General features: G+C 38.4%; 19 protein-coding genes. 3 read left to right on the top strand and 16 right to left on the bottom strand.

Annotated elements, in window-relative coordinates; all coding sequences use genetic code 11:
- Positions 1-19: 19 nt before the first annotated feature.
- Genes pyk through tkt form a run of 4 tightly spaced genes read right to left on the bottom strand, consistent with a single transcriptional unit; the run spans position 20 to position 5,665 of the window.
- A complete protein-coding gene (gene pyk / locus ABXT44_RS00615) occupies positions 20-1,468 on the bottom strand; it encodes a pyruvate kinase (RefSeq protein WP_416688496.1) in 1,449 nt (482 codons plus the stop codon).
- Complete coding sequence (locus ABXT44_RS00610; RefSeq protein WP_416687227.1) at positions 1,461-2,633, bottom strand: phosphoglycerate kinase; 1,173 nt, start codon at positions 2,631-2,633, stop codon at positions 1,461-1,463. Before ABXT44_RS00610 ends, pyk begins: the two co-directional genes overlap by 8 nt.
- A 23-nt stretch (positions 2,634-2,656) precedes the next feature.
- Positions 2,657-3,655 carry a type I glyceraldehyde-3-phosphate dehydrogenase gene (gap, locus tag ABXT44_RS00605; protein WP_416687226.1) on the bottom strand — a complete coding sequence of 333 codons (999 nt, stop codon included), beginning with the start codon at positions 3,653-3,655 and terminating at the stop codon, positions 2,657-2,659.
- A gap of 21 nt (positions 3,656-3,676) precedes the next feature.
- Positions 3,677-5,665, bottom strand: coding sequence for a transketolase (tkt, locus tag ABXT44_RS00600; RefSeq protein WP_416687223.1), 1,989 nt, complete (start codon positions 5,663-5,665; stop codon positions 3,677-3,679).
- A gap of 279 nt (positions 5,666-5,944) precedes the next feature.
- On the opposite strand from tkt, the gene ppsA reads away from it, so the two are divergent.
- Positions 5,945-8,308, top strand: a complete 2,364-nt coding sequence (gene ppsA, locus ABXT44_RS00595) for a phosphoenolpyruvate synthase (RefSeq protein WP_416687221.1) — start codon at positions 5,945-5,947, stop codon at positions 8,306-8,308.
- Between the two features lie 9 nt (positions 8,309-8,317).
- Entirely contained in the window at positions 8,318-9,130 is an 813-nt protein-coding gene (locus ABXT44_RS00590) for a pyruvate, water dikinase regulatory protein (RefSeq protein ID WP_271537855.1), read from the top strand.
- A 43-nt stretch (positions 9,131-9,173) separates the two neighbouring features.
- On the opposite strand, the gene fdhF is transcribed toward ABXT44_RS00590, so the two are convergent.
- From fdhF to ABXT44_RS00530, 12 genes are all read right to left on the bottom strand, one after another.
- Positions 9,174-11,888 (bottom strand): formate dehydrogenase subunit alpha, encoded by a 2,715-nt coding sequence (gene fdhF, locus ABXT44_RS00585; protein WP_416687218.1) that lies wholly within the window; start codon positions 11,886-11,888, stop codon positions 9,174-9,176.
- Between the two features lies 1 nt (position 11,889).
- Positions 11,890-13,530, bottom strand: a complete 1,641-nt coding sequence (locus ABXT44_RS00580) for an NADH-ubiquinone oxidoreductase-F iron-sulfur binding region domain-containing protein (RefSeq protein WP_416687215.1) — start codon at positions 13,528-13,530, stop codon at positions 11,890-11,892.
- An 8-nt stretch (positions 13,531-13,538) separates the two neighbouring features.
- Positions 13,539-14,393 carry a formate dehydrogenase accessory sulfurtransferase FdhD gene (fdhD, locus tag ABXT44_RS00575; protein ID WP_416687213.1) on the bottom strand — a complete coding sequence of 285 codons (855 nt, stop codon included), beginning with the start codon at positions 14,391-14,393 and terminating at the stop codon, positions 13,539-13,541.
- Positions 14,394-14,396: 3 nt separating this feature from the next.
- Entirely contained in the window at positions 14,397-16,076 is a 1,680-nt protein-coding gene (locus ABXT44_RS00570) for a formate--tetrahydrofolate ligase (protein ID WP_416687212.1), read from the bottom strand.
- Positions 16,077-16,260: 184 nt separating this feature from the next.
- Positions 16,261-17,805 carry a trimethylamine methyltransferase family protein gene (locus ABXT44_RS00565; RefSeq protein ID WP_416687209.1) on the bottom strand — a complete coding sequence of 515 codons (1,545 nt, stop codon included), beginning with the start codon at positions 17,803-17,805 and terminating at the stop codon, positions 16,261-16,263.
- A gap of 22 nt (positions 17,806-17,827) precedes the next feature.
- Positions 17,828-19,801 carry an ASKHA domain-containing protein gene (locus tag ABXT44_RS00560; protein ID WP_416687206.1) on the bottom strand — a complete coding sequence of 658 codons (1,974 nt, stop codon included), beginning with the start codon at positions 19,799-19,801 and terminating at the stop codon, positions 17,828-17,830.
- On the bottom strand, positions 19,773-20,183 hold the full coding sequence (locus ABXT44_RS00555) for a GFA family protein (RefSeq protein WP_416687205.1): 411 nt from the start codon (positions 20,181-20,183) through the stop codon (positions 19,773-19,775). The genes ABXT44_RS00560 and ABXT44_RS00555 overlap by 29 nt, the downstream gene beginning before the upstream one ends.
- An 8-nt stretch (positions 20,184-20,191) precedes the next feature.
- The gene (locus tag ABXT44_RS00550; protein ID WP_416678211.1) at positions 20,192-21,088 is read right to left on the bottom strand and encodes a dihydropteroate synthase; all 897 of its coding nucleotides are present in this window, start codon (positions 21,086-21,088) and stop codon (positions 20,192-20,194) included.
- Positions 21,089-21,102: 14 nt separating this feature from the next.
- Positions 21,103-22,008, bottom strand: coding sequence for a methylenetetrahydrofolate reductase (locus ABXT44_RS00545; RefSeq protein WP_416687203.1), 906 nt, complete (start codon positions 22,006-22,008; stop codon positions 21,103-21,105).
- A gap of 66 nt (positions 22,009-22,074) precedes the next feature.
- A complete protein-coding gene (locus ABXT44_RS00540) occupies positions 22,075-22,719 on the bottom strand; it encodes a DUF1638 domain-containing protein (protein ID WP_416687201.1) in 645 nt (214 codons plus the stop codon).
- Positions 22,706-23,410, bottom strand: a complete 705-nt coding sequence (locus tag ABXT44_RS00535; protein WP_416687200.1) for a corrinoid protein — start codon at positions 23,408-23,410, stop codon at positions 22,706-22,708. Before ABXT44_RS00535 ends, ABXT44_RS00540 begins: the two co-directional genes overlap by 14 nt.
- Positions 23,411-23,682: 272 nt before the next feature.
- On the bottom strand, positions 23,683-24,396 hold the full coding sequence (locus ABXT44_RS00530) for a type 1 glutamine amidotransferase (RefSeq protein WP_416687198.1): 714 nt from the start codon (positions 24,394-24,396) through the stop codon (positions 23,683-23,685).
- Between the two features lie 111 nt (positions 24,397-24,507).
- Between ABXT44_RS00530 and ABXT44_RS00525 the strand changes: the two genes are divergently transcribed.
- On the top strand, positions 24,508-25,728 hold the full coding sequence (locus ABXT44_RS00525) for an MFS transporter (RefSeq protein ID WP_416688493.1): 1,221 nt from the start codon (positions 24,508-24,510) through the stop codon (positions 25,726-25,728).
- The last annotated feature ends 1 nt before the right edge of the window (position 25,729 follow it).

The following is a 25,729-nucleotide window of genomic DNA, read 5'->3' as shown; positions in this document are numbered from 1 at the left end:
TCACCCTTATAATTTACTTTTAATAATTTCCATCGCCTACACGCAAAATTTTCATCAGGTTTGTACCACCTGATTTATCCTTATGCATCCCCTTTGTAACAATAACAATATCTCCTTTCTCAACTTGGGATTTATCCTCCAGATTTTCTATAACATGGGTATTAACATGATTCCAATCATCCGCACTTGTTTTATCTATATAACAAGGATAGACTCCTCTATAAATAGTAACTTTTTTTAAAGTTTTATAATTATCTGACATTGCAAAAATTGCAATATTAGAACTAATTCTCGACATCCAAAGCGCTGTTTTTCCAGTTTGAGTGAGAGTTGCCACCACCTTTGCACCCAAATGGTTAGCAGCATACATTGAGCTCATAGCAATTGTTTCATCAATACCCTCAAAATGCTCATGAAGTCTGTGATGAGATACTTTTGCTGTTGGGCTTTTTTCTGCTTCCAAACAGACATCACTCATTGTTTTGACTGCCTCTACAGGATGAGCACCTACTGCAGTTTCTGCAGAAAGCATCACTGCATCAGTTCCATCTAAAACTGCGTTTGCTACGTCAAAAACCTCTGCTCTAGTTGGTATAGGGCTAGTAATCATTGATTCCAACATTTGAGTTGCTGTAATAACAAATCTATCATTTGCCCTTGCCAATAAGATTAGGCGTTTTTGTTGCGCAGGAAGCTGGGGATCTCCAATTTCAACACCTAAATCACCACGTGCGACCATTATTCCAGCTGATTCTTGAATAATCTCATTAATAACATCCTCTTGCAATGCTTCAGCTCGCTCAATTTTTGCAATAACACTAGCATTCGATCCAGCCTCCTTAAGAAGCCTCTTGGTCTGACGAATGTCATCTGCATGTATAGGAAAAGAAATAGCGACATAATCAGCATCCGCCTTAGCCGCAGTATGAATATCTTGCTTATCTTTTTCAGTTAAAGCGCTTGCGCTTAGGCCGCCGCCACGTAAATTTATTCCCTTATTGTTAGATAAAGTTCCGCCCTGTAGAACTTCGGTTAAAATTTTTGGCCCATCTATCTGCAAAACTTTGAGAATTATTTTTCCATCATCTAACAGTAAAGTATTTCCAGCACTTAAATCATTTGGGAGTTGTTTATAAGCTATCCCAACTGCAGTCTGAGTCCCTTCAGATTTTGGTAGCTCCGCATCAAGAGTAAATTGATCTCCCCTGCTAAGTAATACCTTATTATCTATAAAAGAAGAAATTCTAATTTTTGGTCCTTGCAGATCCATCAATACACCAATAAAGGTATCATTTTCTTTTTCATACTTTCTGACTTGAGCAATTCGCTCTAAGTGTTCTTTTTCATTATTATGCGAAAAATTAATTCGAATAACGTTTACGCCAGCATCTAAAATTCCTTTTAAAACCTTAGGATCGTCAGTTGATGGTCCAAGAGTGGCTAAAATTTTTGTTCTTCTATTAATTATTTTTCTCCTGCATTCTTTTCTCTAACACTTCAACAACTGGGAGTTTCTTTCCTTCTAGAAATTCTAAAAATGCACCTCCACCAGTTGAGATGTAGGATATTTTATCTTCGATATTAAATTTACTAACTGCTGCCAAGGTATCACCGCCACCAGCAATCGAAAAGGCATCTGAATCTGCAATTGCATGCGCTATTTTCTCAGTACCATTTGCAAACTGCTCAAATTCAAATACGCCAACAGGCCCATTCCAAACTATGGTTCCTGCATTTTTCATAATCTCACATAACTCTTCAATAGAATTAGGGCCAATATCAAAAATCATGTCGTCAGAAGCAACACTACTTGAATTTTTACTTTCTGCAGTTGCAAACTCAGAGAATTCTTTACCGCATACTACATCACCTGGGATAGGGATTTGACAATGCTCCATTAATGCTTGGGCTGTAGGAATAAGATCATGCTCACAAAGAGACTGACCAACACTATAGCCTTGAGCCGCAATGAATGTATTAGCAATACCTCCACCAACCACTAACTGATCAACAATTTTAGAAAGTGCATCTAGAACAGTTAGTTTGGTTGAAACTTTTGATCCTCCAACAATAGCAACCATTGGTCTTTTTGGGTTTTCAAGTGCTTTACCAAGAGCCTCAAGCTCACCAACGAGAAGCGGACCCGCGCAGGCAATTGGTGCGAAATCAGCAACTCCGTAGGTTGAGGCATGGGCTCTATGTGCAGTCCCAAAAGCATCTTGCACACAAACATCGCATAAAGATGCCATTTGTCTTGACAAGGCCTCATCGTTTTCTTTTTCACCAACATTAAATCTGACATTTTCACAAAGAACAACTTCACCAAAATTCATCTCTACACCATCAAGCCATTTTGATTCAAGAGTTACTGGATGGCCTAGTAAATCAGAAAGATGTTTAGCTACTGGTTTAAGTGAATATTTTTCATCAAACTCACCAGCATCTGGTCTTCCAAGGTGTGACATTATCATAACCTTAGCGCCAGCTTTAAGTGCGTGAGTAATAGTTGGTAATGAGGCTAAAATACGCTTATCACTGGTTACCTCACCATTTTTTATTGGGACATTTAGATCTTGCCTAATTAAAACTCTCTTTCCGCTTAAATCAAGATCAGTCATCTTAAGTAAATTCATTAAACCCCCAAGTCAAATTAAAACTATTGTGAAACGTGTTCAGCTAAACGCAACAAGTTGCACGTATAACTATACTCATTATCATACCAAGAGACTATTTTAACAAATGTAGAGTCCATTGACATGCCTGCCTCTGCATCAAATATTGAAGCAAAAGTACTTCCAACAAAGTCTGTCGAAACAACTTTTTCATCTGTATAGCCTAGAACGCCTTTCATTGGGCCCTGAGAAGCTGACTTCATTGCCGCGCAAATTGCCTCATAATCCGACTCATCATTCAACTCAGCAGTTAAGTCAACAACTGAAACATCAGAAGTGGGAACTCTAAAAGACATTCCAGTTAATTTACCATTAAGTTCAGGCAGAACCTTACCAACCGCTTTTGCTGCTCCTGTTGATGATGGAATAATATTTTCTAATATACCTCGGCCACCACGCCAGTCTTTCAAAGAAGGGCTATCAACAACTTTTTGAGTCGCTGTTGCTGCATGGACTGTAGTCATCAAGCCACGCTTAATGCCCCATTCATCATTAAGCACTTTAGCAATTGGAGCTAAGCAATTTGTGGTACATGAAGCAGCTGATATTATCGACTGACCATCATAGGAGTCGTGGTTAACGCCATATACAAACATTGGTGTGTGATCTTTAGAAGGGGCTGACTGTATTACTTTTTTAGCACCTGCATCTATATGCGCCTGGCAGCCCTCTTCTGTTAAGAAAAAACCGGTACAGTCAATAACTAAATCTACACCAACATCTCCCCACTTTAAATCTGCAGGATTATGCTCAGCAGTTAAACGAATCTTTTTTCCATCAATGACAAAATTATTTCCTTCTACTGAGACATCTTTACCAAATCTTCCATGTACTGAATCATATTTCAGCATATAAGATAGATAATCATTATCTAGTAAGTCATTAATTCCAACTACTTCTAAATTATCAAAATCCTTATCGATTGCACGAAAAACCATTCTACCAATTCGGCCAAAACCATTAATTCCAACTTTTATTGTCATCTTAAACTCCTATTAAAAAAATTAACTTAAAACTTTGTTAACGGTGGAAATTACGTTATCCACTGTAAACCCAAAATGTTTAAATAGTTCTCCAGCGGGGGCTGATTCACCATATGTGGTCATTGACACTATCCCTCCCTCAAGACCTACATACTTATACCATGACTCCGCGACACCGGCTTCTATAGCAACGCGCTTAACTCCAGGCGATAATACTGAATCCCTGTATCCTTGATCTTGCTCATCAAACGCATTTGTGGATGGCATTGATACAACACGAACCTTCTTATCGCTCATCATTGTTGCAGCATCAACTGCCAATGAAACTTCTGAGCCAGTAGCAATTAAAATTATGTCAGCATCGCCACTACAATCTTTAAGCACATATCCACCTTTCTCAATATTACTCACTTGCTCAATGGTTCGCTCCATTGGGGTCAAGTTTTGTCTAGAGAAAATTAATGCAGTAGGTGCATCACCTCTTAACATAGCTATTTTCCATGATACTGCGGACTCAATGGCATCACATGCTCGCCACGTTTGAAAGTTAGGTATGACTCTCATAGTAGCTATCTGCTCAACAGCCTGATGAGTTGGACCATCTTCACCAAGACCAATTGAATCATGGGTATATACAAAAATTGTTCCAATCTTCATCATTGCAGACATTCGAAGAGCATTTCTCATATATTCCATGAACATAAGAAATGTTGCGCCATAAACCTTAAAGCCACCATGCAAAACCATGCCATTCATCATTGCAGCCATACCAAACTCACGAACTCCCCAGGAGATATAGTTTCCATCTGCATTTTCAGCGTTAACTGCAACGCTTCCAGACCAATTTGTCAAATTTGAACCAGTTAAATCTGCAGATCCACCAAATAATTCAGGAACTATGGGGCCCATTGCTTCGATTGTATTTTGGGAGGCTTTACGTGATGCTATATTGGGCATATCTTGCTGTGTTTTAGCAATAAAGTCGTTCATTTTAGAGTCAAAATTATCTGGTAAGCTTCCAGAAATTCGACGCAGAAATTCAGCAGCTTCACTTGGAAAGCTAACACTATAAGCTTTAAATTTTTCATTCCATTCATCTTCTACTTCAGCACCTTTAATCTTATGATCCCAGCCCTCATAAATCTCTTCAGGAATTTCGAATGATCCATAATTCCAACCAAGTTTTTCTCGTGTTTTTGCAATTTCCTCATCACCTAAAGGTGCGCCATGACAGTTATGAGAGCCTGCTAGATTAGGAGATCCAAAACCAATTACAGTTCGAGTGCATATTAAGGTGGGTCTATCATTCATTGCTTTGGCTTCAACTATAGCAGCATTGATAGCTTCAGAATCATGGCCATCAACATCAGATATAACATGCCAATTGTAAGATTTAAAGCGACCAGGGACCCCTTTTTCCATCCAATCACCAATATGCCCATCGATTGAAATATCATTGTCGTCCCAGAAAGCTATTAGTTTTCCCAGACCAAGAGTCCCAGCCATTGCGCAAGATTCATGCGACAGCCCCTCCATAAGACAACCATCGCCCATAAAAGCATACGTATGGTGATCTACAATAGAATGGCCTGGCTTGTTAAACTGAGCAGCAAGAGTTCGCTCCGCAATTGCCATGCCTACTGCATTACAAATACCTTGACCTAATGGGCCTGTCGTTGTCTCAACTCCATCAGCATAACCATATTCTGGATGTCCAGGTGTTTTAGAGTGAAGTTGACGAAAATCTTTTAGATCATTGATACTTAAATCGAACCCAGTCAAATGCAGTAAAGAATAGATAAGCATTGATCCATGACCATTTGATAGCACAAATCGATCTCTGTTTGACCAATTTGAGTTTGATGGATTAAACTTTAAATGTTTATTCCATAAAACTTCTGCAATATCAGCCATTCCCATTGGGGCGCCAGGGTGCCCAGAGTTTGCTTTTTGCACAGCATCCATGCTCAAGGCTCGGATAGCATTTGCTAATTCAATTTGTGTCGCCATTATTTAAACCCCTGAAAATATTGTGAACCATAAATTATACATTTTTTTTGTACTTTTCTATCGTCAAAAAAGCCCATATAAAAGCAAATAGTAGGAATAATATTCAATTGCAATATAGTATCATTATCAAATTATGAAATACTTTACAATCTATAATTCACTTCATTTTTAATGTATTAAAATTATACTTTTGATGAAAAACTCTTGTATTACATTTTGTGTCAAAATGAATGCTACTTCATCAAATCTTGAGTTAATAAATAATATAAAAGGACCTTAATGTTTGAAAATATAGTCTGGCTAGATGATGTTGGCATGTCTGATGTTGAAAAGGTTGGAGGTAAAAATGCTTCTTTAGGTGAAATGATTAGTGGGCTGAGTTCGCAAGGTGTTCGAGTTCCTGGGGGCTTTGCAACAACAGCTGAGGCATTTGAATCTTTCTTAAATCATTCACATTTAAAAACTCAAATCAATGAACTTCTAGTTTCGCTAGATATTACTGACATTAAAGAGCTCACCAAAACTGGAGCATTAATTCGTCAGTGGGTTGAAGACGCGCCATTTCCCGATGACCTTCATAAATCTATTGTTGAAAGTTACCAAAAATTAACTGAAAAATATGGTCCATCTGTAACCTTTGCAGTTCGTTCATCAGCAACTGCAGAGGACTTACCTGAAGCATCTTTTGCCGGTCAACAAGAAACTTATCTGAATGTTAGCGGTATCGATGATATTTTGAGTTCTATTAAAAAAGTATTTGCATCACTCTATAACGATAGAGCCATTTCCTATAGAGTTCATCAGGGTTTTGAACATGAAATGGTATCTCTTTCTGCTGGAGTCCAACAAATGGTTAGAAGTGATATTGGAGCAAGTGGAGTAATGTTTACTCTAGACACTGAGTCTGGATTTGACGAAGTTGTTTTTATTACGTCTGCTTATGGACTTGGCGAAACTGTCGTTCAGGGCTCTGTAAACCCAGATGAATTTTATGTTCATAAACCAACACTAAAATCAGGAAAGCCAGCAATTTTGTCTAGAAGTCTTGGCTCTAAATCAATAAAAATGATTTATTCAGATGCAAAATCAAGCTCACCAGTTACAACCACTGAAGTTGACGCTCAAGAGCGCCTAAGATTTAGTTTAAATGATGCTCAAATTGAAGAACTTGCTGAATATGCAATGAAAATTGAGGTGCATTATGGAAGAGCAATGGATATTGAGTGGGCTCTGGATGGATCTGATGGCAAAATCTATATTGTTCAAGCAAGGCCTGAAACTGTTAAAAGTCGACAAAGTTCTCAGAAAATTGAGCGCTATAAGCTCCTTGAAACCTCTGAAATTCTTATAGAAGGTCGCGCAATTGGTCAAAAAATTGGAGCTGGTCAAATCAGAATAATTAACAGCTTATCAGAAATGGATTTGGTGAGTAAGGGTGATGTTCTAGTAACTGATATGACGGACCCAGACTGGGAGCCTGTTATGAAACTAGCATCTGCAATTATTACAAACCGCGGCGGCAGAACATGTCATGCAGCAATTATAGCTAGAGAGCTTGGAGTGCCGGCAATTGTTGGTACAGGAAATGCAACTGAAATACTTAAAGATTCTGAGGTAATTACAGCATCTTGCGCTGAAGGGGATACCGGAAAAGTTTATCAAGGGACTTTAAAATTTGAGCATACATTTTCTGAAGTAAGCAACCTGCCAGAAATTCCTGTCAAAATTATGATGAATGTGGGAAACCCCTCTAGGGCATATGATTTTTCAAGTATTCCAAATTCTGGAGTGGGCCTTGCTAGACTCGAATTTATTATAAATAATACAATTGGTATTCATCCTAAAGCTTTACTTGAATTTGATAGCCTTCCAAAAGATCTTAAAGATGAAATTCAAAAAAGAACCTCTTGCTATAAGTCTCCTATAGATTTTTATATTCAAAAATTAACGGAAGGAATTTCAACAATCGCTGCAAGCTTTTCCAAATCGCCAGTAATCATTAGAATGTCTGATTTTAAATCTAATGAATATTCAAATTTATTTGCAGGTGAGCTATATGAGCCACATGAAGAAAACCCAATGATTGGCTTTCGTGGTGCATCAAGATATATCTCTGAAGATTTTAGAGAGTGCTTTGAATTAGAATGTCTTGCAATTAAAAATGTTAGAAATGAGATGGGTTTTAAAAATGTTGAAATAATGATTCCTTTCGTTCGAACTACATCTGAAGCTTCAAAAGTAATTGAACTCTTAAAAGAGAATGGGTTGGAGCGAGGAAAAGATGGTTTAAGAATAATCATGATGTGTGAACTTCCATCAAACGCCATTATCGCTGAAGATTTTTTACAATATTTTGATGGCTTCTCTATTGGCTCAAATGATTTAACACAATTAACACTTGGGATGGATAGAGACTCCGGCCTAATAGCTGAAGGATTTGATGAAAGAAATGATGCAGTTAAAAAATTGATTACCATGGCCATTGAGGCGTGCCATCGTCAGGGCAAATATATTGGCATATGCGGTCAAGGACCATCAGATCATATTGATTTTGCAGAGTGGCTGCTAAAACAACAGATAACTAGCATCTCACTAAACCCTGATACTGTTGTTGAAACTTGGAATAAGCTTGGCAAGCTTTAAAACATTAATATGAGAACTGTATTTTTTATTTCAGATAGAACGGGTATTACAGCTGAAGCACTTGGTAACAGTCTTCTTACGCAATTCCCTGAAATAAACTTTAAAAGGGTTAATCTAGCATTTATAGATACGCAAAAAAAAGCTCAGACAGCTGCCTTATTAATTAAAGAAGCCTCAGAAGCTGATGGCGAGCCTGCCCTTATTTTTAGTACCCAAGTGTCAGCTGAATATGCCCATCTACTTGAAAATAGTGGTGGGATTATTTTTGATTTTTTTGAGACTTTTATTTCAAAAATGGAAGATACTCTAGAGACTAAATCATCTCATGAAATGGGGCTTTCTCATGGAGTAGGAAATAAAAATACATACTCGGGTCGAATTGATAGTATAAATTTTGCACTCAATAATGATGATGGGTTATCCACTAAAAATTATGATCATGCAGACATAATTCTTACTGGCGTATCAAGATCAGGTAAGACGCCCACATGTCTTTTTTTAGCGCTTCAATATGGAATATATGCTGCTAATTATCCATTAATTGATGAGGACTTAGATTCAGTTAAACTTCCGAGTGTTTTAAAGCCATTTAAAAACAAGCTTTATGGGTTAAGTATCAATCCAGTTCGACTTCAGAATATAAGGGGTGAAAGGAGGTCTAATAGTGGCTATGCATCAATTGAACAGTGTCAAAAGGAAGTTAGAAGAGCGGAAGATATGTATGTTCAAAATAATGTACCCTTTATAGATACAAGCCACATCTCGATTGAAGAAATCGCAGGGCGGATATTACAAAAAAGTAAGCTAGAAAGACGCTATTAATTTTTTTAAAGTGAGCCGATAAAGACTCACTTTATTTAATCTACTAAGAAGCTTTTAAGACGTCTACAGCTACAATCTTGTATTCTGGACACTTAGTCTCTTCATCAGTAACTGCACTTGTTACCTCATTAATTAACACTTCAGGAAAATGAAAAGTAGTTCTTATGACTCCTTTTTTCACACGATCAGTAACCTCAACATCAAGAGTAATTTCACCTCTATCAGACTTCAAAGTTGCGCGATCACCAGTTATAAGATCTTTCGCCCTTGCGTCTTTTGGGTTTAGCATAATTACATCTTTCGTCAAGATTTTTACGTTTGATGTTCGCCTTGTCATAGTTGCGCAGTTGTAATGTTGAAGTTCACGACTAGTAGTCAGAATAAATGGATACTCATTCTTATGCTTAGTAAGTTCTTCACTTTCCTTCCAATCATGATAGTGAAACTTACCCTTACCTCGCTTAAATTCACCAATATGAAGTATTTGAGTGTCTTCGCCTTTTTTATTAACAGGCCACTGTAAGCCCATTGGGCTTGCGCGCAAACCCTCCCAAGTTACACCTTCAAAAAATGAAACCACACTGGCTATTTCTTTCAAAACAAGCTCAGCATTGAAATCAGGCTGTTCAAAGCCTAATTTACGCATCATTTCTACAATAATTTGACCGTCTGTTTTTGTTCCAGGAAGTGGCTTAACTGCAGCATTAACTTGCTGAATTCGTCTCTCAGTATTTGTAAATGTACCACTCTTTTCAAGAAAAGTTGTTCCTGGCAGAACTACGTCAGCCATTTTGGCGGTTTCACTCATAAAGATTTCTTGCACAACAAGCAAATCCAGGCCTTGCATAGCCTTAACAACATGATGCGTATTTGGGTCTGTTTGAACAACATCTTCAGCAAAAATCCATAGCGCTTTAAGGGATCCATCTACTGCGCCATCAAACATTTCTGGAATCTTTCTACCTTGAGTTGTTGGCGAAGGAAGTCCTAACTTATCTTCATAGAAATCTTGAACTTCTTTTTGATCCATCCATAAGTATCCTGGACCATGATGAGGTTGGCAGCCCATATCTGCAGCACCTTGCACGTTATTCTGGCCACGAAGTGGGTTAACACCCACACCAGGACGACCAAGATTACCTGTCATCATTGCCAGATTTGAAATTAACATAACTGTCTTTGTACCCTGAGAATGCTCAGTTACACCTAGGCCATGAAACTCCATAGCATTTTTTGCAGAGGCATATGCAATCGCTGCTGCTTTAACATCATCTTTGTCAAGGCCACTAATTTCAGCCATTGCGTCCACATCAAGCTTTTTAATTTGTTCAATAAACTCTTCACCGCCCTCACATCGCTCTTTAATAAATTCTTGGTCTAGAAGATCAGCCTCTACTATGAAATGCTGAAACATATTTAATACCGCAACATTTGTTCCAGGTTTAAGCTGTAAGTGGTGATCAGCCATCCTTGCCAATTCAGTGCGAATTGGGTCAATAACAATAAGTGTCGCTCCAGACATGGCTTGCTGCTTAATTTTTGCGCCAGTTACAGGATGCGCAGAAGTTGGATTTGCACCAATAACCATCATGCAATCGGCTAAAGGAATATCAGCAGTTGAATTAGTACCAGCACCTGTTCCAAAACTTTGCTGCATTCCCCAGGCAGTAGGTGAATGGCAAACACGAGCACAACAGTCAATATTATTAGTGCCGACTATTTGACGAATCATTTTTTGAAACATATAGTTTTCTTCATTAGTACAGCGTGCAGAAGAAATACCAGCTATTGCATCTGGACCATGATTCTCTTTGATTGATTCAAATTTGTCTTTAATAAAATCTAAAGCTTCATCCCAAGAACAAGGAACCAACTCTCCATTTTTTCTAATAAGTGGTGATGTTAGCCTGTCTTCGTGGTTATAAAATTTAAATGCATAGCGCCCCTTTAAGCAGGTATGTCCTGCATTAACAGCATCTTGAGGTGCTCGGATTGATAACACTTCATCATTTTTTACAGCCACTTCTAGATTACAACCTACTCCACAGTATGAGCATGTCGTTCTAACTGTTTTGTCAGCTTCAACTGATTTTGACTGAAATACATCAGATATTGCTGATGTTGGGCAAGTTTGTGCACAGGCACCACAAGAGACGCATGAAGAGTCTCCAAAGAGCATGTCATTATCTGTTGTAATACGAGACTCAAAACCTCTTCCTGTCATCGTCAACGTAAATTGACCTTGAACTTCATCACAAGCACGCACACATCTTGAACAGTTAATACATTTCGACAGATCCATTCTCATATAAGCATGAGACAAGTCTTTTTCACGATCACAATGGTTTTCACCTTTTGCATAACGTATTTGGCGAACGCCTACACTTGCCGCTACGTCTTGTAATTCACAGTTACCATTGACTTCACAAGTCAGACAATCAGGTGGATGATCACTTAAAACTAGCTCAACAATATTCTTTCGCAGTTTTTTAATACTAGTAGAATTTGTATGAATTCGCATACCTGGAACAATCGGCGTATGACATGATGCTACTGTTCTCTTTGGTCCATCTTCTGATTGTTGAACTTCAACAGAACAAACCCTACAGGCCCCATATGGCTGAAGATTATCGTCGTTACAAAGGGTTGGAATAATTTTGTCTCCAAGAGCCTTATCAGTAAACGCTAAAATAGATGATGAGTCATCAAACGGGAACTCAACATCATCAATAAATACACCTTGCGGGTTTTCTGACATACTACTTCTCCATCATAGGTTGGAACTCGTCACCGCAGTGCTCGAGTAAATTTTTAATTGCAAGAGGAAGACCGCCGCCTAGTGCGCATAACGACCCTACTTCCATTGTCTCTAATAAATCATAAATCAATTCTTCAGAAAATTTTTGTTTTCCTTCTATTGCGGATTCTAGCATTTCTTTGCCACGAACAGAGCCTAATCTACAAGGAAAGCATTTGCCGCATGACTCATGCGCAGTAAAAGCAAACAAGTGTTTCGCATACTCAACTGCCGAAAATGACTTAGGAATACATACAAAACTAGCGTGTCCAAGCAAGAATCCGCCTTCAGAGAAAGCTTCAAAATCTAATGTTAGAGTTTTTAAGATATCAACTGGAACAATCCCACCTAAAGGACCGCCAATCTGCAGAGCTTTGATATCATCATTGAAGCCGCCGCCAATCTCATCAATAATAAAACTAATTGGGGTTCCCAAATCAACTTCATAGAGACCTGGATTATTGAAATAACCATCTAAAGAGATTAATTTAGTACCTAATGATCTGCCGTTTCCAATACTCTTGTAGGCCTCACTTCCGAGTTTGAATATTGCAGCAACCGCTGCTAGGCTTTCAACATTATTAACTACAGTTGGTTTTTTGTATAAACCCTCTACGACAGGAAAAGGAGGTCGTACATCAACTTCTGCACGTCGCCCTTCAATAGAGGCTATTAATGCAGTTTCTTCACCACAAATATAAGCGCCTTGACCCTCAACAACATTCATATCAAAGTCAAAGCCAGTGCCTAAAATATTATCCCCAAGCAGCCCTAGTTCACGAAGTTTTTCTAATGAGTCATTCGTAATAGTAATGGACTCAGGATATTCCCCTCGAATGTACAAAAAACCTTGTTTTGAACCAATGATATAGGCGCAAATTACCATACCAAATAAAACTTTAAGTGGCTGCTCTTCCATCAAATATCTATCAGAAAATGCTCCAGGATCACCTTCATCAGCATTACACACAACATACTTCGTTGAAACTTTTTGATCCTTACAAAACTCCCATTTCATTCCAGTTGGAAATCCTGCACCTCCTCGCCCGCGAAGTCCTGAATCTTTTAAAGACGCTATTAAATCGTCTTTATCAGTTGCAAAACAGACTTCAAGTAAATCTTTAAAATCGTCATAAGTAGAGAAAACACTCTCTTCCACTAAGAATGGAGTGTTTGAAAATGATTTCATTGTGTAAGCAGGGCTAGTATGCTTTCCAGCAATGATTTGATCTAATTTATTGATGTCATCGCCTGAATAGTTTTCACCATTGTAGTTAAATGCACTATTTTCATAGCACCTTCCAAGGCAAATCATCTCACCAACGTTCTCTTCTCCAAATTTTTGATTCAGCTTATCAGAAACAACATCTTGGGTGCCCCTACAAAGACAAGCACTTCCAGAACATACATAGGCTTTTTTACTTTGAAAGTCTTCATTAAGAAAGTCATAGAAGCTCTTAGTACTGTGAACCGTAGAGACACCTAAATTGTATTCAGCTGCAAGCTCCGAGTCACTAGCATCTGTTGGACTGACCGAAATCTTTCCAAACAAGCTATTTTTGTCATCTTTTTTTCCTGACAATAAACTGATATTTCTAGACATTTAATCTCCTAAGATCCTTCACTAATGCGCCAAGCACCAGTATATATATTATAATTATTTTTTTTGATGAAACCTATCAAAGTAATATCAAATTTTTTCGCTAAATCAAGTGCTAATGAAGTTGGAGCTCCGATACCAACAATCATTCCTATTCTAGACATTACTGCTTTTTGTATGATGTCGAATCCTAGTCGACCAGAACACATAACAAATTGCTCGATTGGTCTTAGCATATCATTGCACCTTACGTGGCCTATCAATTTATCAAGCGCATTATGTCTGCCCACATCTTCTGCTAAATGGAGCACTTTCCCGCCCTCAGTCAATAGTGCACTAGCATGAACTCCTCCGGTATTAGCAAATTGTTCTTGTCTCGCTCTTAATATATTAGGTAGTTCTGTAATCAAATCAATACTTACAATTGGACCAGCTTTATCAATATTTGGCTCATAGGCAATTTCAATGGCATTTAAAGTACCTTTCCCACAAACTCCACAACTAGAATTAACCATAAAGTGACGCTGTAAATTTTTCAAATCTAACTGATTGCCTTTTGATAAAGTAACAATTAGTGAGTTATCAACATCGTACTTTCCTTTATTTTCACCATTTACATCAATCGTATCAATAGCATCCTTATCTTGAATAATGCCCTCAGAAAACAGCAGTCCACTAACCAAAGCTTCATCGTCCCCTGGCGTTCTCATGGTGACCATAAGTGGGTCTACAATCCACTCATTATTTTTGAAATAACGAATAGCAATCTCTAGTGGCTCTTCAATAGCAATGCAGTCACTAGACTCTTCAAGGGTCGAATTTTCAACCCTATGAATGTCGTAATCAACTGTATCACTAATAGTCATAGCTTAAAAAAGACCTTGGACTAGTCCATGTTCATCCAGCTTAATTTTATCTGCTGCAGGAACTCTTGGTAATCCTGGCATAGTCATAATTGCACCACAAACCACCACAACAAACTCAGCACCAGCTGAAAGCCTAACTTCTCGAATCGACATTGAGTGTCCAGTAGGAGCGCCTAATAATTGAGGATCGGTAGAAAAACTATACTGTGTTTTAGCGATACAAACTGGTAAATGACCAAAACCGTTATCTTGATACCTAGTAAGTTCAGCCCTAATAACTTTATCCGCTAGAACCTCATCTGCACCATAGAGTTTTTTGGCAATAGTTTCTACTTTCTCCAATAGGGATAGCTCATCATCATACAATGTTTTGAATTGCGCAGTACCCGAGTCAGCTAGCTTAACTACCTTTTCTGCTAGGTCAATTGCACCTTCACCGCCATGTTCCCAGTGACTTGTAACACTCACTTCTACATTAAACTGCTCACAATAATCTCTGATTACTTGAAATTCAGCCTCAGTATCCGATACAAATTTATTAATACCAACGACAAGTGGAACTCCAAACTGGCTCAGGTTACGAATATGTCTTCCAAGATTAACGCAGCCTTTAGCAAGTGCGTCAGTATTTTCATTATTTAAATCTGCCTTAGCAACGCCGCCCTGATGTTTTAGAGCCCTAACTGTTGCAACTAAAACAACAGCATCTGGCGCAAGTCCTGCTTTGCGGCATTTAATATCAAAGAATTTTTCTGCGCCTAAATCGGCTCCAAATCCAGCTTCTGTGACAACATAATCTGATAATTTAAGCGCTGTCTTTGTAGCAATAACTGAATTACAGCCATGAGCTATATTTGCAAACGGACCACCGTGAATCAGCGCAGGATTGCCCTCTAAAGTTTGAACTAAATTTGGTCTAAACGCGTCCTTTAGTAGGACTGTCATTGCATGATGGGCATTAATTTGTTTTGCTCTTACTGGCGTTAAATCACGAGTATAGGCGATTATGATATTTCCTAATTTTTCCTCAAGCTCTGTCAAGTTTTGTGACAAGCAAAAAATAGCCATGACTTCAGAGGCAACTGTAATATCAAAGCCATCTTCGCGCGGATAACCATTTGTTGAGCCGCCCAAAGAAGAAGTAATTGTCCGAAGGGAGCGGTCATTCATATCAACAACACGACGAAATACTACTTTTCTGCTATCTATATTTGTTGAATTTCCCCAGTAAATATGATTATCAATCATTGCAGAAAGCAAGCTATGCGCTGAAGTAATTGCATGAAAGTCGCCAGTAAAATGAAGATTAATATCTTCCATTGGAATTACTTGAGCATAACCGCCACCAGCAGCTCCACCTTTCATACCAAAACATGGTCCTAAACTTGGCTCGCGCAAACAAACTGTTGTTTGTTTGCCAATCTTATTAAGGCCATCAGTGAGACCAACAGAAGTAGTTGTCTTACCCTCGCCAGCTGGCGTAGGCGTTACAGCAGTAACCAGAATGAGTTTGCCATTTTTATTCTTTTGGACCGCGTCTATAGCGCTCCATGAAATCTTAGCCTTGTCATGCCCAAAAGGAACCAAGTCAGCTTGATCAATATTGAGTTTTGCACCAATGTCATTGATGTGTTCACCGGTAACTTCTCTGGCAATATCAATATCTGTTTTATACTCGCTCATTTTTTCTCCTAAATACTCACGAAAGTAAAAAAATAAAGAGCAATAACACCTGTAATTTTCAAGTGAAAATAGCTCTTTAGCTCTATATATATAATAATTGGAACATTATCTTACAAAATCAATCACACTTTAATAATTAAATTCATAACTGCTTGAATTATAATAAATATGAAAATTAAAATTATTAAATATTTGAATCTTCAAAACTATCTTTACGGTCTTTAATATATTTTAATAAAGCTTCATCTATAGCTGCATCAAGTGGGGGGAATTCATACTCAGATAACATTTTTTTGTATACACCATTTGCAATCATTGCTGTGTCTCTTGAGCCATCTTGAACCCACTGCTCAAAACTATTATCATCAAGAACATCTGACATATAAAAAGCGCTCTTGAAATTCTTCTTTGTATGTTCACACCCAAGATAATGCTTGGGTACATCATCAGACATAGCTCCAATTTCACGGATTGCATCCATTGCTTGGCCATTTTCGCTCATATCAATCCCTTCTGCTGATACTCTCATCATGCCTGCTTGATCAGCATCCATTATGAATTTCTCATAGCTCATACATAAACCGCCTTCCAGCCAGCCAGCAGTATGTAAATTAAAATTGACACTTGCATTTAGAGTTGCTTGCATTGTATTAGCAGCCTCATAGCCTGCTTGAGCATCAGGCATTTTGGCGCCATTAAAGCCGCCACCACTCCTAAATGGAACGCCAAGTCTTCTGGCTAAAGCTCCAGAAATATTCATCATATGCGCAGCTTCAGGAGTTCCAAAAGTTGGAGCGCCAGATTTCATAGACATTGCAGTTACAAAATTACCATAAATAACAGGTGTGCCGGGCCTGATGAGTTGAGCAAATGCCATGCCTGCTAGCCCTTCAGCAAGACTTTGAGCTGCAACGCCTACTGCAGTTGTTGGAGCCATCGCTCCAGCAACAATAAACGGGGTTACAATTGTTGCCTGATTATTTCTTGCATAAACCTTAAGCGCCCCAAGCATAGTGGCATCAAACGACATTGGTGAGCTTGCATTAATTAAACTTATAAGTACACAATTTTTATCAACAAAATCATCACCAAATAATATTTTGACCATATCAACAGTGTCCTGAGCTCTCTCAGCTGAAGTAACAGATCCCATAAAGGCTTTGTCTGAGTATTTGATGTGACTATAAACCATATCAAAGTGACGCTTATTAACTGGCAAGTCTACTGGCTCACAAATAGTTCCGCCAGAGTGGTGAATATTATCTGACATATAAGCAAGCTTTATAAAGTTCCTAAAATCTTCTATTGTTGCATAGCGTCGACCCTCATCAAGATCATGAACAAATGGAGGGCCATAAGCAGGAACTAAAACCATATTATCACCGCCAATTTCAACATTTCTCTCAGGATTACGAGCGAATTGAGTAAACTGCTTTGGAGCATTATCTTGTATTAATTTACGGCACATTCCTTTTGGAAATCTAACTCTCTCACCATCAACACTAGCACCAGCTTTTTCAAGTATATCAAGTGCCTCTTGGTCTTCAGAAAATACGATTCCAATCTCTTCTAAGATAGTATCGGCATTGTCTTCAATAATACTAAGGTCATCATCACTAAGAATGCTGTAATGGGGAATTTTTCTTTTTATATACGCAGGCGCTTTAACCGCCTCTTGTGCATCAGAATCATCTGCACCTCCTCTACGTCTTCTTCTTTCTCTAGCCATTACAATTTCTCCTAATTTATAACTAAGGCGCTCTTTTGCGGCGTCTAACTTTATTGGTTTGCTGTTGTTTTACTGGTGATACAGTGAATTTCATTGCATCAACAAAATACTCTTGGAATTTTGGCTCAGTAGCAGTTTCAATTTTAACAACTTTGTCTACTGCATCAATAATTATTTTTCGCTTTTTAACATCTAATAATGCAGCGCTAGCACCAACGCCAGCAGCATTACCTACTGAAATAATCTTTTCTGCAGTTGAGGTTGGAATGATATCCAAAAGAGCAACATATCTGGCATCTAAGTGAGCGCCAAAAGCCCCTGCTAATAATACTTTATCAAACTCAGTGCACTCAAGATAATCCATCAGTATAGAAACACCAGCAGATAATGCGGCCTTAGCCAATTGAATAGAGCGAATATCTACTTGTTCTACATAAATCGATTTATCACCTTGCTCAACTAATAAAAAACGAGATGTATTTCCTTTCTTTGAGAAAAGCTCTGGTGCAATTGATTCAACAAAAAGTCCACTTTGATCAATAATACCTGCCTCAGCAAGCGCCACAATAGCTTCAATAATTCCACTTCCACATATGCCAACTGCCTGCATTTTAAGCATTTCATAGTCTGGCTCGTCTGACCACGCATCGCATCCAATCACTTTAAATCGAACCTTCAGAGTATCTTTATCTATCCTTACTCTCTCGATAGCCCCATAGGTTGCTCTTACTCCAGAGGAAATTTCAGCGCCCTCAAAGGCTGGTCCTGTTGGAGAGGATGTGGCATACACTCGCCCATCTTTAGCAAGCATAATTTCTGCATTGGTTCCAATATCAACCAGTAAGGTTGTTTCAGAGTGCATTGTGTCCATTTGACTAAGATAAGCTGCAGCAGTATCAGCGCCAACATGGCCCGCAATTAACGGCAAAAATGACAGTCTTGTTTTAGGGTGTAAATCAAAGCCCAAGTCTTTTGCGTCAACATCAAGCCAGCCCCTTATTGCCAATGTAAATGGGGCCTGACCAAGTTCTACAGGTGAAATCCCAAAAAATATATGGTGCATAATTGGATTGCCAACTAGCACAACCTCTAATAATTTATCCCACTCAATCTCTAGATTTTCACAAGCCTCATGCAGCATCTCTGTAATCTTATTTCTTACTGCAACAGTCAATTTTTCATCACCACCTTTATTCATCATTACATAAGAAACTCTACTCATTAGGTCTTCGCCAAATCGAATCTGAGGATTCATTGCAGAAGACTCAAAGACCAACTTACCATTTTTCAAATCATATACATAAAGGGCTAAAGTGGTAGAACCAATATCAATTGCACCTCCAAATACTTTATGACTCCCTTGGGGATAGGCTGCAACAATTTGATTTTTATCCCTAACCGCAACAGTAAGATTTCCCTTAGTTTCATGAATTAAAGGCTGCAAACCTCTTAATAGGTTGAAGTCAATACTTGCCTTGACACCTTGCTTTTCAAGTTGCGCCAATAGGTTTTCTGAGGCGGAGGGATTTTCATCCAATGTTGACTCTTCAAGTGTGCAATCTAAAAGAGTGATTGAACTTGAAATAGAATAATTTTGTTTAGCATTTTTTTTACTTATATAGGCCTTATGTTCTTGGCTATCTTCAGGAACATCTACTACTAAGTCACCCTGGATACAAGTTTGACATGCGAGTCGCTTACCTTTGTAACTTGGATTATCGATGATTAATTGTTTTTCTAGACTGGTAATTCCGCTAACATTTTCAGGCTTACAATCAACACCAAATTTAGGATGTGAGCCCTCAGACACCTCAATCCAGCATTGATGGCACTGCCCATAGCCACCACATAATGAGCGTATAGCTACTCCTGCATCTTGAGCAACTTGCAGCAAAGTATCTCCAGCCTCACCCTTGAATTGGCGTCCTGACGGGGTAAAGCAAACTTGCTGGACATCTTCCAAAATACTACTCCTTGCTATTATGGCTTTTACCATAGCCCTCAATTTGAGTTTCATTGGGGCTAATTGTGTAATAACACCCTTTCTCTTCAGTAAAAATATTATGTTTCACATTCAAATTTTTTGCATCTTCTAAACTACCGGCAGTTACGCTTATAGTTGACAAACTGTCGTTTTGCCAAAACATATGTGCTCCACAATTATCACAAAAACCATGCCTTGAGTCCTCATGAGTATAAAACCATTTAATTTTTCCAATAATTTTAATTTTATCTCTTTTGGCTTGGCATGCAGCCATATAGTGACCAGTCATTTTTCGGCACTGCACGCAGTGGCAATAGGATACGTCAGCCAAATCCAAGGCGCTATAGCTTGTTTGGCCGCAAACGCAAGATCCTCTATAGTCAATACTGGTCATTATTATTGTTACGCACGTTTTCTGCGGCGTCTCCCATCCCTAACATCACTTCCATCAGCTGTTGGCTCTCTGTAGGCTTTAATCCAACTTCCACAACCATCATCAACACCCGTTAAAACATCTCCAGCTCTAATTGCCTGAACTAACTCTGGGTGTAATGGGTTTACAATTGCAGAAGTCATTCCTGCTGCAATTAACATAGGAAGGAAAGCATTATTAATACCATTTCGTTGTGGTAAGCCAAAACTAACATTTGATGCACCGCACGTTGTATTAACTTTTAACTCACTACGAAGCTTCCTTACTAACTCAAAAACTTGATTGCCAGCTTGAGAAATCGCACCAATTGGCATAACTAATGGGTCAACAACTACATCTTCTGGCTTAATTCCATAGTCTGCAGCGTGTTCAACAATCTTTTTAGCAACCTTAAAACGCTCGTTTGGATCTTCACTAATACCAGTTTCATCATTAGAGATCGCTACAACTGCTGCGCCATACTTTTTAACTAGTGGAAGCACTCTCTCCAAATTTTCAGTTTCACCCGTGACAGAATTTACTAGTGCTCTTCCCTGATAGGCTTCTAGGCCAGATGCAAGGGCTTCAATAATTGATGAGTCAATTGAAATAGGAACGTCCACAACGGCTTGAACTTGTCTTATTGCTTCAGCAAGAATTGCTGGCTCATCTGCAAGAGGGATGCCTGCATTTATATCTAACATTTGTGCGCCTGCAGCAACCTGCGCAATAGCATCAGCAACTACACGTGAGTAATCACCAACCTTCATTTCTGCAGCTAGAATTTTTCTGCCAGTTGGATTTATTCTTTCACCAATCATTACAAATGGATGGCCAAAGCCAATAGTTACCTCTTTTGATAATGAGGATAGTGTTGTTGTTGTCAATTTACTTACTCCTTCTATGAATTATTAATTGCATTTTTAATCCATGAAGCATTTGTATTTATACCACCTAGAGGGAAAAAATGAATATTACTGATATTAAATTTTGGATTTTCTTTTTTATGTTTAGCTAAAGTCTCTAAAAAGTCATTTGGATCAAATGGAAGTAATAGTTTCTTCACATCTTTTGCTCTTTTTTGCAGTACCTTTAATGAAGGACCAACTCCACAAGCAATTGAAAACTTAATTAAAGTTTGAAGTTTTGCGGGTCCAGCTACTCCAATATGAATTGGTATATTTATTCCATTATTAGTCAATGAGTTTGCCCATTCGATTACTGGCTCTGCTTCAAAACAAAACTGGGTTGTTATTGCGATATCAATATCTGAGCGCTCATTAAATTTTTGCTTCCATTGCAGCGCGTCATCGACATTTTTATTTGAACCATCGTTGTCAATATCTTTATTACCTTCCGGGTGGCCTGCAAAGTGTAAGTTTTTAAAATTATATTTTTCAAATAGCTCTGTCTCTACAAGCTGCATTGAATCTTCAAACACACCATGTGGCTTGTCCACTCCCCCAGCTAAAAGCAGCGCTTGATTAATGCCCGCCTCACCTTGATAAATATTTATCCACTCTTCTAAGGCACTCTTATCTTTAATGATCCGAGCTGGAAAGTGAGGCATAACATTGAAGCCTTCGCGGCTTACCCGTTTAGCTGTCTGCACCATCTCTTCAATAGGAACACCTTCAATATGAGCAATATAAACCCTTGTATTTTTTGGAAGTATCTCTTCAAAACTTTCAATTTTTGCCGCAGTGCGAGGCATAACTTCAATCGAAAAATCAGTTAAAAACTCCTTAAGATGATTACTTACTTTTGGGCTTTCTTCTTTAGAAGAAAAGAGATTTAATAATGACATTATTTACCCAGCCTAGCTTTCCAGCGATTTTTTATAATTACTTCTTTAAACATTTTACATACTCCATTAATCTTTTATTTCCAATGGCTGGATATCAATTTCTTCAAAAACAACATCAAGGCTTCCGGTTCCTACAAGTCGATATTCATACTCAAAGCCAAAATCTTTAGCATACTGCTGAGCATCTTTTTGCCACTGCTCATTTTCAGTTTGAGCCAAATACACTAATTTTTTATAATGCTTAAAATAAACCTCAAAAAGCTCAGGATGCTTATCAAGCCCCAAACCCTTAATCATGATTCTATTAAAATTTTTAACTAAATAATCTGTTAAATAAAAAGTACCTAGCTCTTCTTCTGATAACCGCTCAAAAACATCTGTTCCAGCAAAAAACTCATAGCAATGCGCACCCTCTATACGTTTTGCATCAAACTTTTCTAGAACTCTATCAAGCGCGCCTCCAGTTCCGCAGTCTGCATACGCAATATATATCTCCTCATAAAGATGAGAATTCTCAGATAAATATTCTTCAACGCCAGGAGCAATTAATTGAGGGCTGTTATGCCAGCTGGCTGGCAAACATTGCAAATTTACTTTATCTGAAAGTGATGGGTTTTGCTTGATTAGCCTTAGAAGGTCATATACTAATGCGCCACAGCCTAAAACTAATCTTTTTTTAGTCTTGTCAATATTTTTCTTATCGATGATCACGCTTTTTACGCAAACTAAGAACATGCTCCTCAGCCATTTCAGCGCTTCTTGCAGCATCGCGGCCATATGCAGGGACTCCAATTGCATCAGCAAATTCTTGGTTCAATGGCGCACCACCACACATTATATGAGTATCTTTACGCATCCCTCTTTTTTCCATCTCTTCAACAACAACTCCCATATAAGGCATAGTTGTTGTAAGTAAAGCAGACATACCAACAATTACTGGCTCATGCTCATCAATAGCTTCAAGATAATTTTCTACAGGATTATTGATACCTAAATTAATAACCTCAAACCCAGCACCTTCACACATCATAGCAACTAAGTTTTTACCAATGTCGTGAATATCGCCTTTAACGGTTCCAATAACAAACTTGCCTAATGAAGTGTCTTCTGCAGACTCTGCAAGAATAGGCCTGAGTATTCCCATTCCGCCCTTCATAGCTCCAGCACACTTAAGAACCTCAGGTACAAATAAAATACCATCCCTAAAGTCTACTCCTACAATTTTCATGCCCCCAACCAAAGCCTGACCTAATACATCGTTAGCGTCCCAGCCCCGAGCAAGCAAAATTTCAGTGCCTTCAGTGACCTCTGCGTCAAGGCCGTCATAAAGATCATCTTGAATCTGCTCGACTAATTCCTTATCATCTAAGTCATTTAGGTCAAAATCATCTTCATCACTCATTAGTTTCCCCTTAGCTAGGATGTAAAATAAAACACTTAAAAAACGGAAAGATACCTTGAATTAAATTCGGTGTCAATCATTAAATTTACATTTTATTTTATTTAAATAATTCGTATGATAATTTAGAACGAATTTACCTTTAAGATGTTGTTATATATGATTATTTTACTTATCTATAGATGTGAAATAATTCACAAAAAAACTTGAATTCAACTAAACTTTTAATTCCATAAAATTTTTATAAATTTGTTATGTAAAAAACTTGAATTTAACTAAACCATTACTTGCATAAAGTTTTTATAAATTTGTTTTGCGCAACTCAAACATTGACTCATATTTTCATCAGTATTTTTTTTAAGATCTGACAATGCGCCCTGGCCAAGTGTATTTATTAAAGCTTCTGCATAAGCAGGGATAGCGCCCCAGTTTTCGACAGTATCTGACTCTATTTCAACATGATATTGCATTGACCATGCGTTTACTCCTATCCGCATTGCTTGAATAGAGCAGGCATCTGACTTAGCTAAAATAACAGCACCTTCTGGAGCTTGTGCCACCCTGACAGAGTGCCATTGAAGGCATTGCTGATGATGAGCTGTACCTTTGAAAAGTGGATCTGACTTTCCCTCATCAGTTAGTTCAACTTCAAGAACGCCAATTTCAGGTATTTTTTGAGGGCCGCAGGTTCCTCCAAGCGCATCTGCAAGCAACTGATGGCCTAAACATAGTCCTAAATATGGTTTACCTAAGACTCGGACCCAATGCCTAATTGCTGCTTTTTCATCAACCAACCAGGGATTTTCCTCTATATCCCAGACATCCATTGGGCCGCCCATTACCCAAAGCGCGTCATAATTATCAAAGCTTGGGATTTTATCACCTCGATGCAAATAAACTGCATCCCACTCAATTCCATCCTCAGCTAAAAACTGCCTTAAAGATCCAGGATGTTCACAGTCGACATGTTGAAAAACCAGTATGCGCATATAGCTCTCTAATTAAAATTAATTAAAACAAGTGTGGGCTATATTAATACTTATATAAAGGCTCGTCAAATAATTATGGTTATACTATCGCAACGTTAAAAGAATATTGATCTGATGCAAAATAAAAAAATATTAAGTCTAGCAATTGCATTAGCGTGCATCCTTTTGGCTATTAATTTTGGCTTTAGATCATCACTAGGACTTTTTCTTAAGCCAGTTTCTGAAACCTTTGGCTATGGTCGTGAAGTCTTTGCTTTCTCATTAGCCCTGCAAAATCTTTTTTGGGGCTTAACTCAACCTCTTGCAGGCGCATTTGCTGATAAGTTTGGAACTGCAAGAGTAGTTATAGTTGGGACCATTCTTTATTCTTTAGGTCTATATGTGACGGCCACTGCAGATAGCTTTATGAGTCTTCATATAGGCGCTGGAATACTTATAGGAATGGGAATTGCCGGAACTGGTCTGGGCGTTATTCTTCCTGCTATGGCGAGAATGGTTAGTCCAGAAAAAAGAGCACTTGCCTTAGGTGTTGGAACTGCTGCAGGCTCTGCTGGACAATTCCTTTTTATTCCTGTTGCGCGAGAATTTCTAGTTGCTTATGGATGGCAAACAGCACTAATAATAATGGCAATAGGCGCACTGTCGATGATTCTTTTCGCGCCAGTATTTAAAGGCGATGAAAAAACGAACAGCAATGTTGATAATGAGCCCTCTCAAAACCTCAGAGAGGCCCTTAATGAGGCATCAGGACATATTCATTATTGGCTTTTAATTGCAGGTTTTTTTGTTTGTGGCTTTCAGCTGGCATTTATCACGGTTCATATGCCTTCTTATCTTGCGGATAAGGGTTTTGACAGCTCAATTGCTGCAGCAAGCCTAGCAATTATTGGCCTTAGTAATATTTTTGGCTCTTTAGTTTCGGGTCACCTTTCAGGTATTTATTCAAAAAAATGGATACTAGCTTTTATATATGGCGCAAGGTCTATTGTGATTGTTTTATTTCTTGTAATTCCAATTTCAACTTTTACAATCTACGCATTCTCCTTTGCAACCGGGTTGCTTTGGCTAGCTACAGTCCCCCCTACTTCGGGCCTAGTCGCGCAGATGTTTGGATTAAGATTTATGGGCACCTTATATGGTATTGTTTTTTTGAATCACCAAATTGGCTCATTCACAGGCGTATGGCTAGGCGGATACCTTTTTGATACAACAGGATCATACAACCAGGTGTGGTGGTGGGCTGCAATTATTGCAGCAATTACAGCGCTTATTCATGTCTTCATTGACGAAAGGCCAATTAAAAGATTAAGGGCCGCCGAAAGAACTAGCTAAA

The organism is Candidatus Pseudothioglobus sp. Uisw_041 (assembly GCF_048087625.1).
Taxonomy (GTDB): domain Bacteria; phylum Pseudomonadota; class Gammaproteobacteria; order PS1; family Pseudothioglobaceae; genus Pseudothioglobus.
The sequence above is the reverse complement of the archived record's forward strand: the minus strand, read 5'-3'. Positions and strand labels throughout refer to the sequence as shown.

Excerpts from the sequence above, each read along its gene's own strand:
- ABXT44_RS00610 (WP_416687227.1), bottom strand. The coding sequence starts at position 2,633 with ATGAATTTACTTAAGATGACTGATCTTGATTTAAGCGGAAAGAGAGTT.
- ABXT44_RS00580 (WP_416687215.1), bottom strand. The coding sequence starts at position 13,530 with ATGTCTAGAAATATCAGTTTATTGTCAGGAAAAAAAGATGACAAAAAT.
- ABXT44_RS00555 (WP_416687205.1), bottom strand. The coding sequence starts at position 20,183 with ATGACCAGTATTGACTATAGAGGATCTTGCGTTTGCGGCCAAACAAGC.
- fdhF (WP_416687218.1), bottom strand. The coding sequence starts at position 11,888 with ATGTCAGAAAACCCGCAAGGTGTATTTATTGATGATGTTGAGTTCCCG.
- ppsA (WP_416687221.1), top strand. The coding sequence starts at position 5,945 with ATGTTTGAAAATATAGTCTGGCTAGATGATGTTGGCATGTCTGATGTT.
- ABXT44_RS00560 (WP_416687206.1), bottom strand. The coding sequence starts at position 19,801 with ATGGTAAAAGCCATAATAGCAAGGAGTAGTATTTTGGAAGATGTCCAG.
- ABXT44_RS00535 (WP_416687200.1), bottom strand. The coding sequence starts at position 23,410 with ATGAGTGATGAAGATGATTTTGACCTAAATGACTTAGATGATAAGGAA.
- ABXT44_RS00545 (WP_416687203.1), bottom strand. The coding sequence starts at position 22,008 with ATGTCATTATTAAATCTCTTTTCTTCTAAAGAAGAAAGCCCAAAAGTA.
- ABXT44_RS00590 (WP_271537855.1), top strand. The coding sequence starts at position 8,318 with ATGAGAACTGTATTTTTTATTTCAGATAGAACGGGTATTACAGCTGAA.
- tkt (WP_416687223.1), bottom strand. The coding sequence starts at position 5,665 with ATGGCGACACAAATTGAATTAGCAAATGCTATCCGAGCCTTGAGCATG.
- fdhD (WP_416687213.1), bottom strand. The coding sequence starts at position 14,393 with ATGACTATTAGTGATACAGTTGATTACGACATTCATAGGGTTGAAAAT.
- ABXT44_RS00565 (WP_416687209.1), bottom strand. The coding sequence starts at position 17,805 with ATGGCTAGAGAAAGAAGAAGACGTAGAGGAGGTGCAGATGATTCTGAT.
- gap (WP_416687226.1), bottom strand. The coding sequence starts at position 3,655 with ATGACAATAAAAGTTGGAATTAATGGTTTTGGCCGAATTGGTAGAATG.
- ABXT44_RS00570 (WP_416687212.1), bottom strand. The coding sequence starts at position 16,076 with ATGAGCGAGTATAAAACAGATATTGATATTGCCAGAGAAGTTACCGGT.
- ABXT44_RS00530 (WP_416687198.1), bottom strand. The coding sequence starts at position 24,396 with ATGCGCATACTGGTTTTTCAACATGTCGACTGTGAACATCCTGGATCT.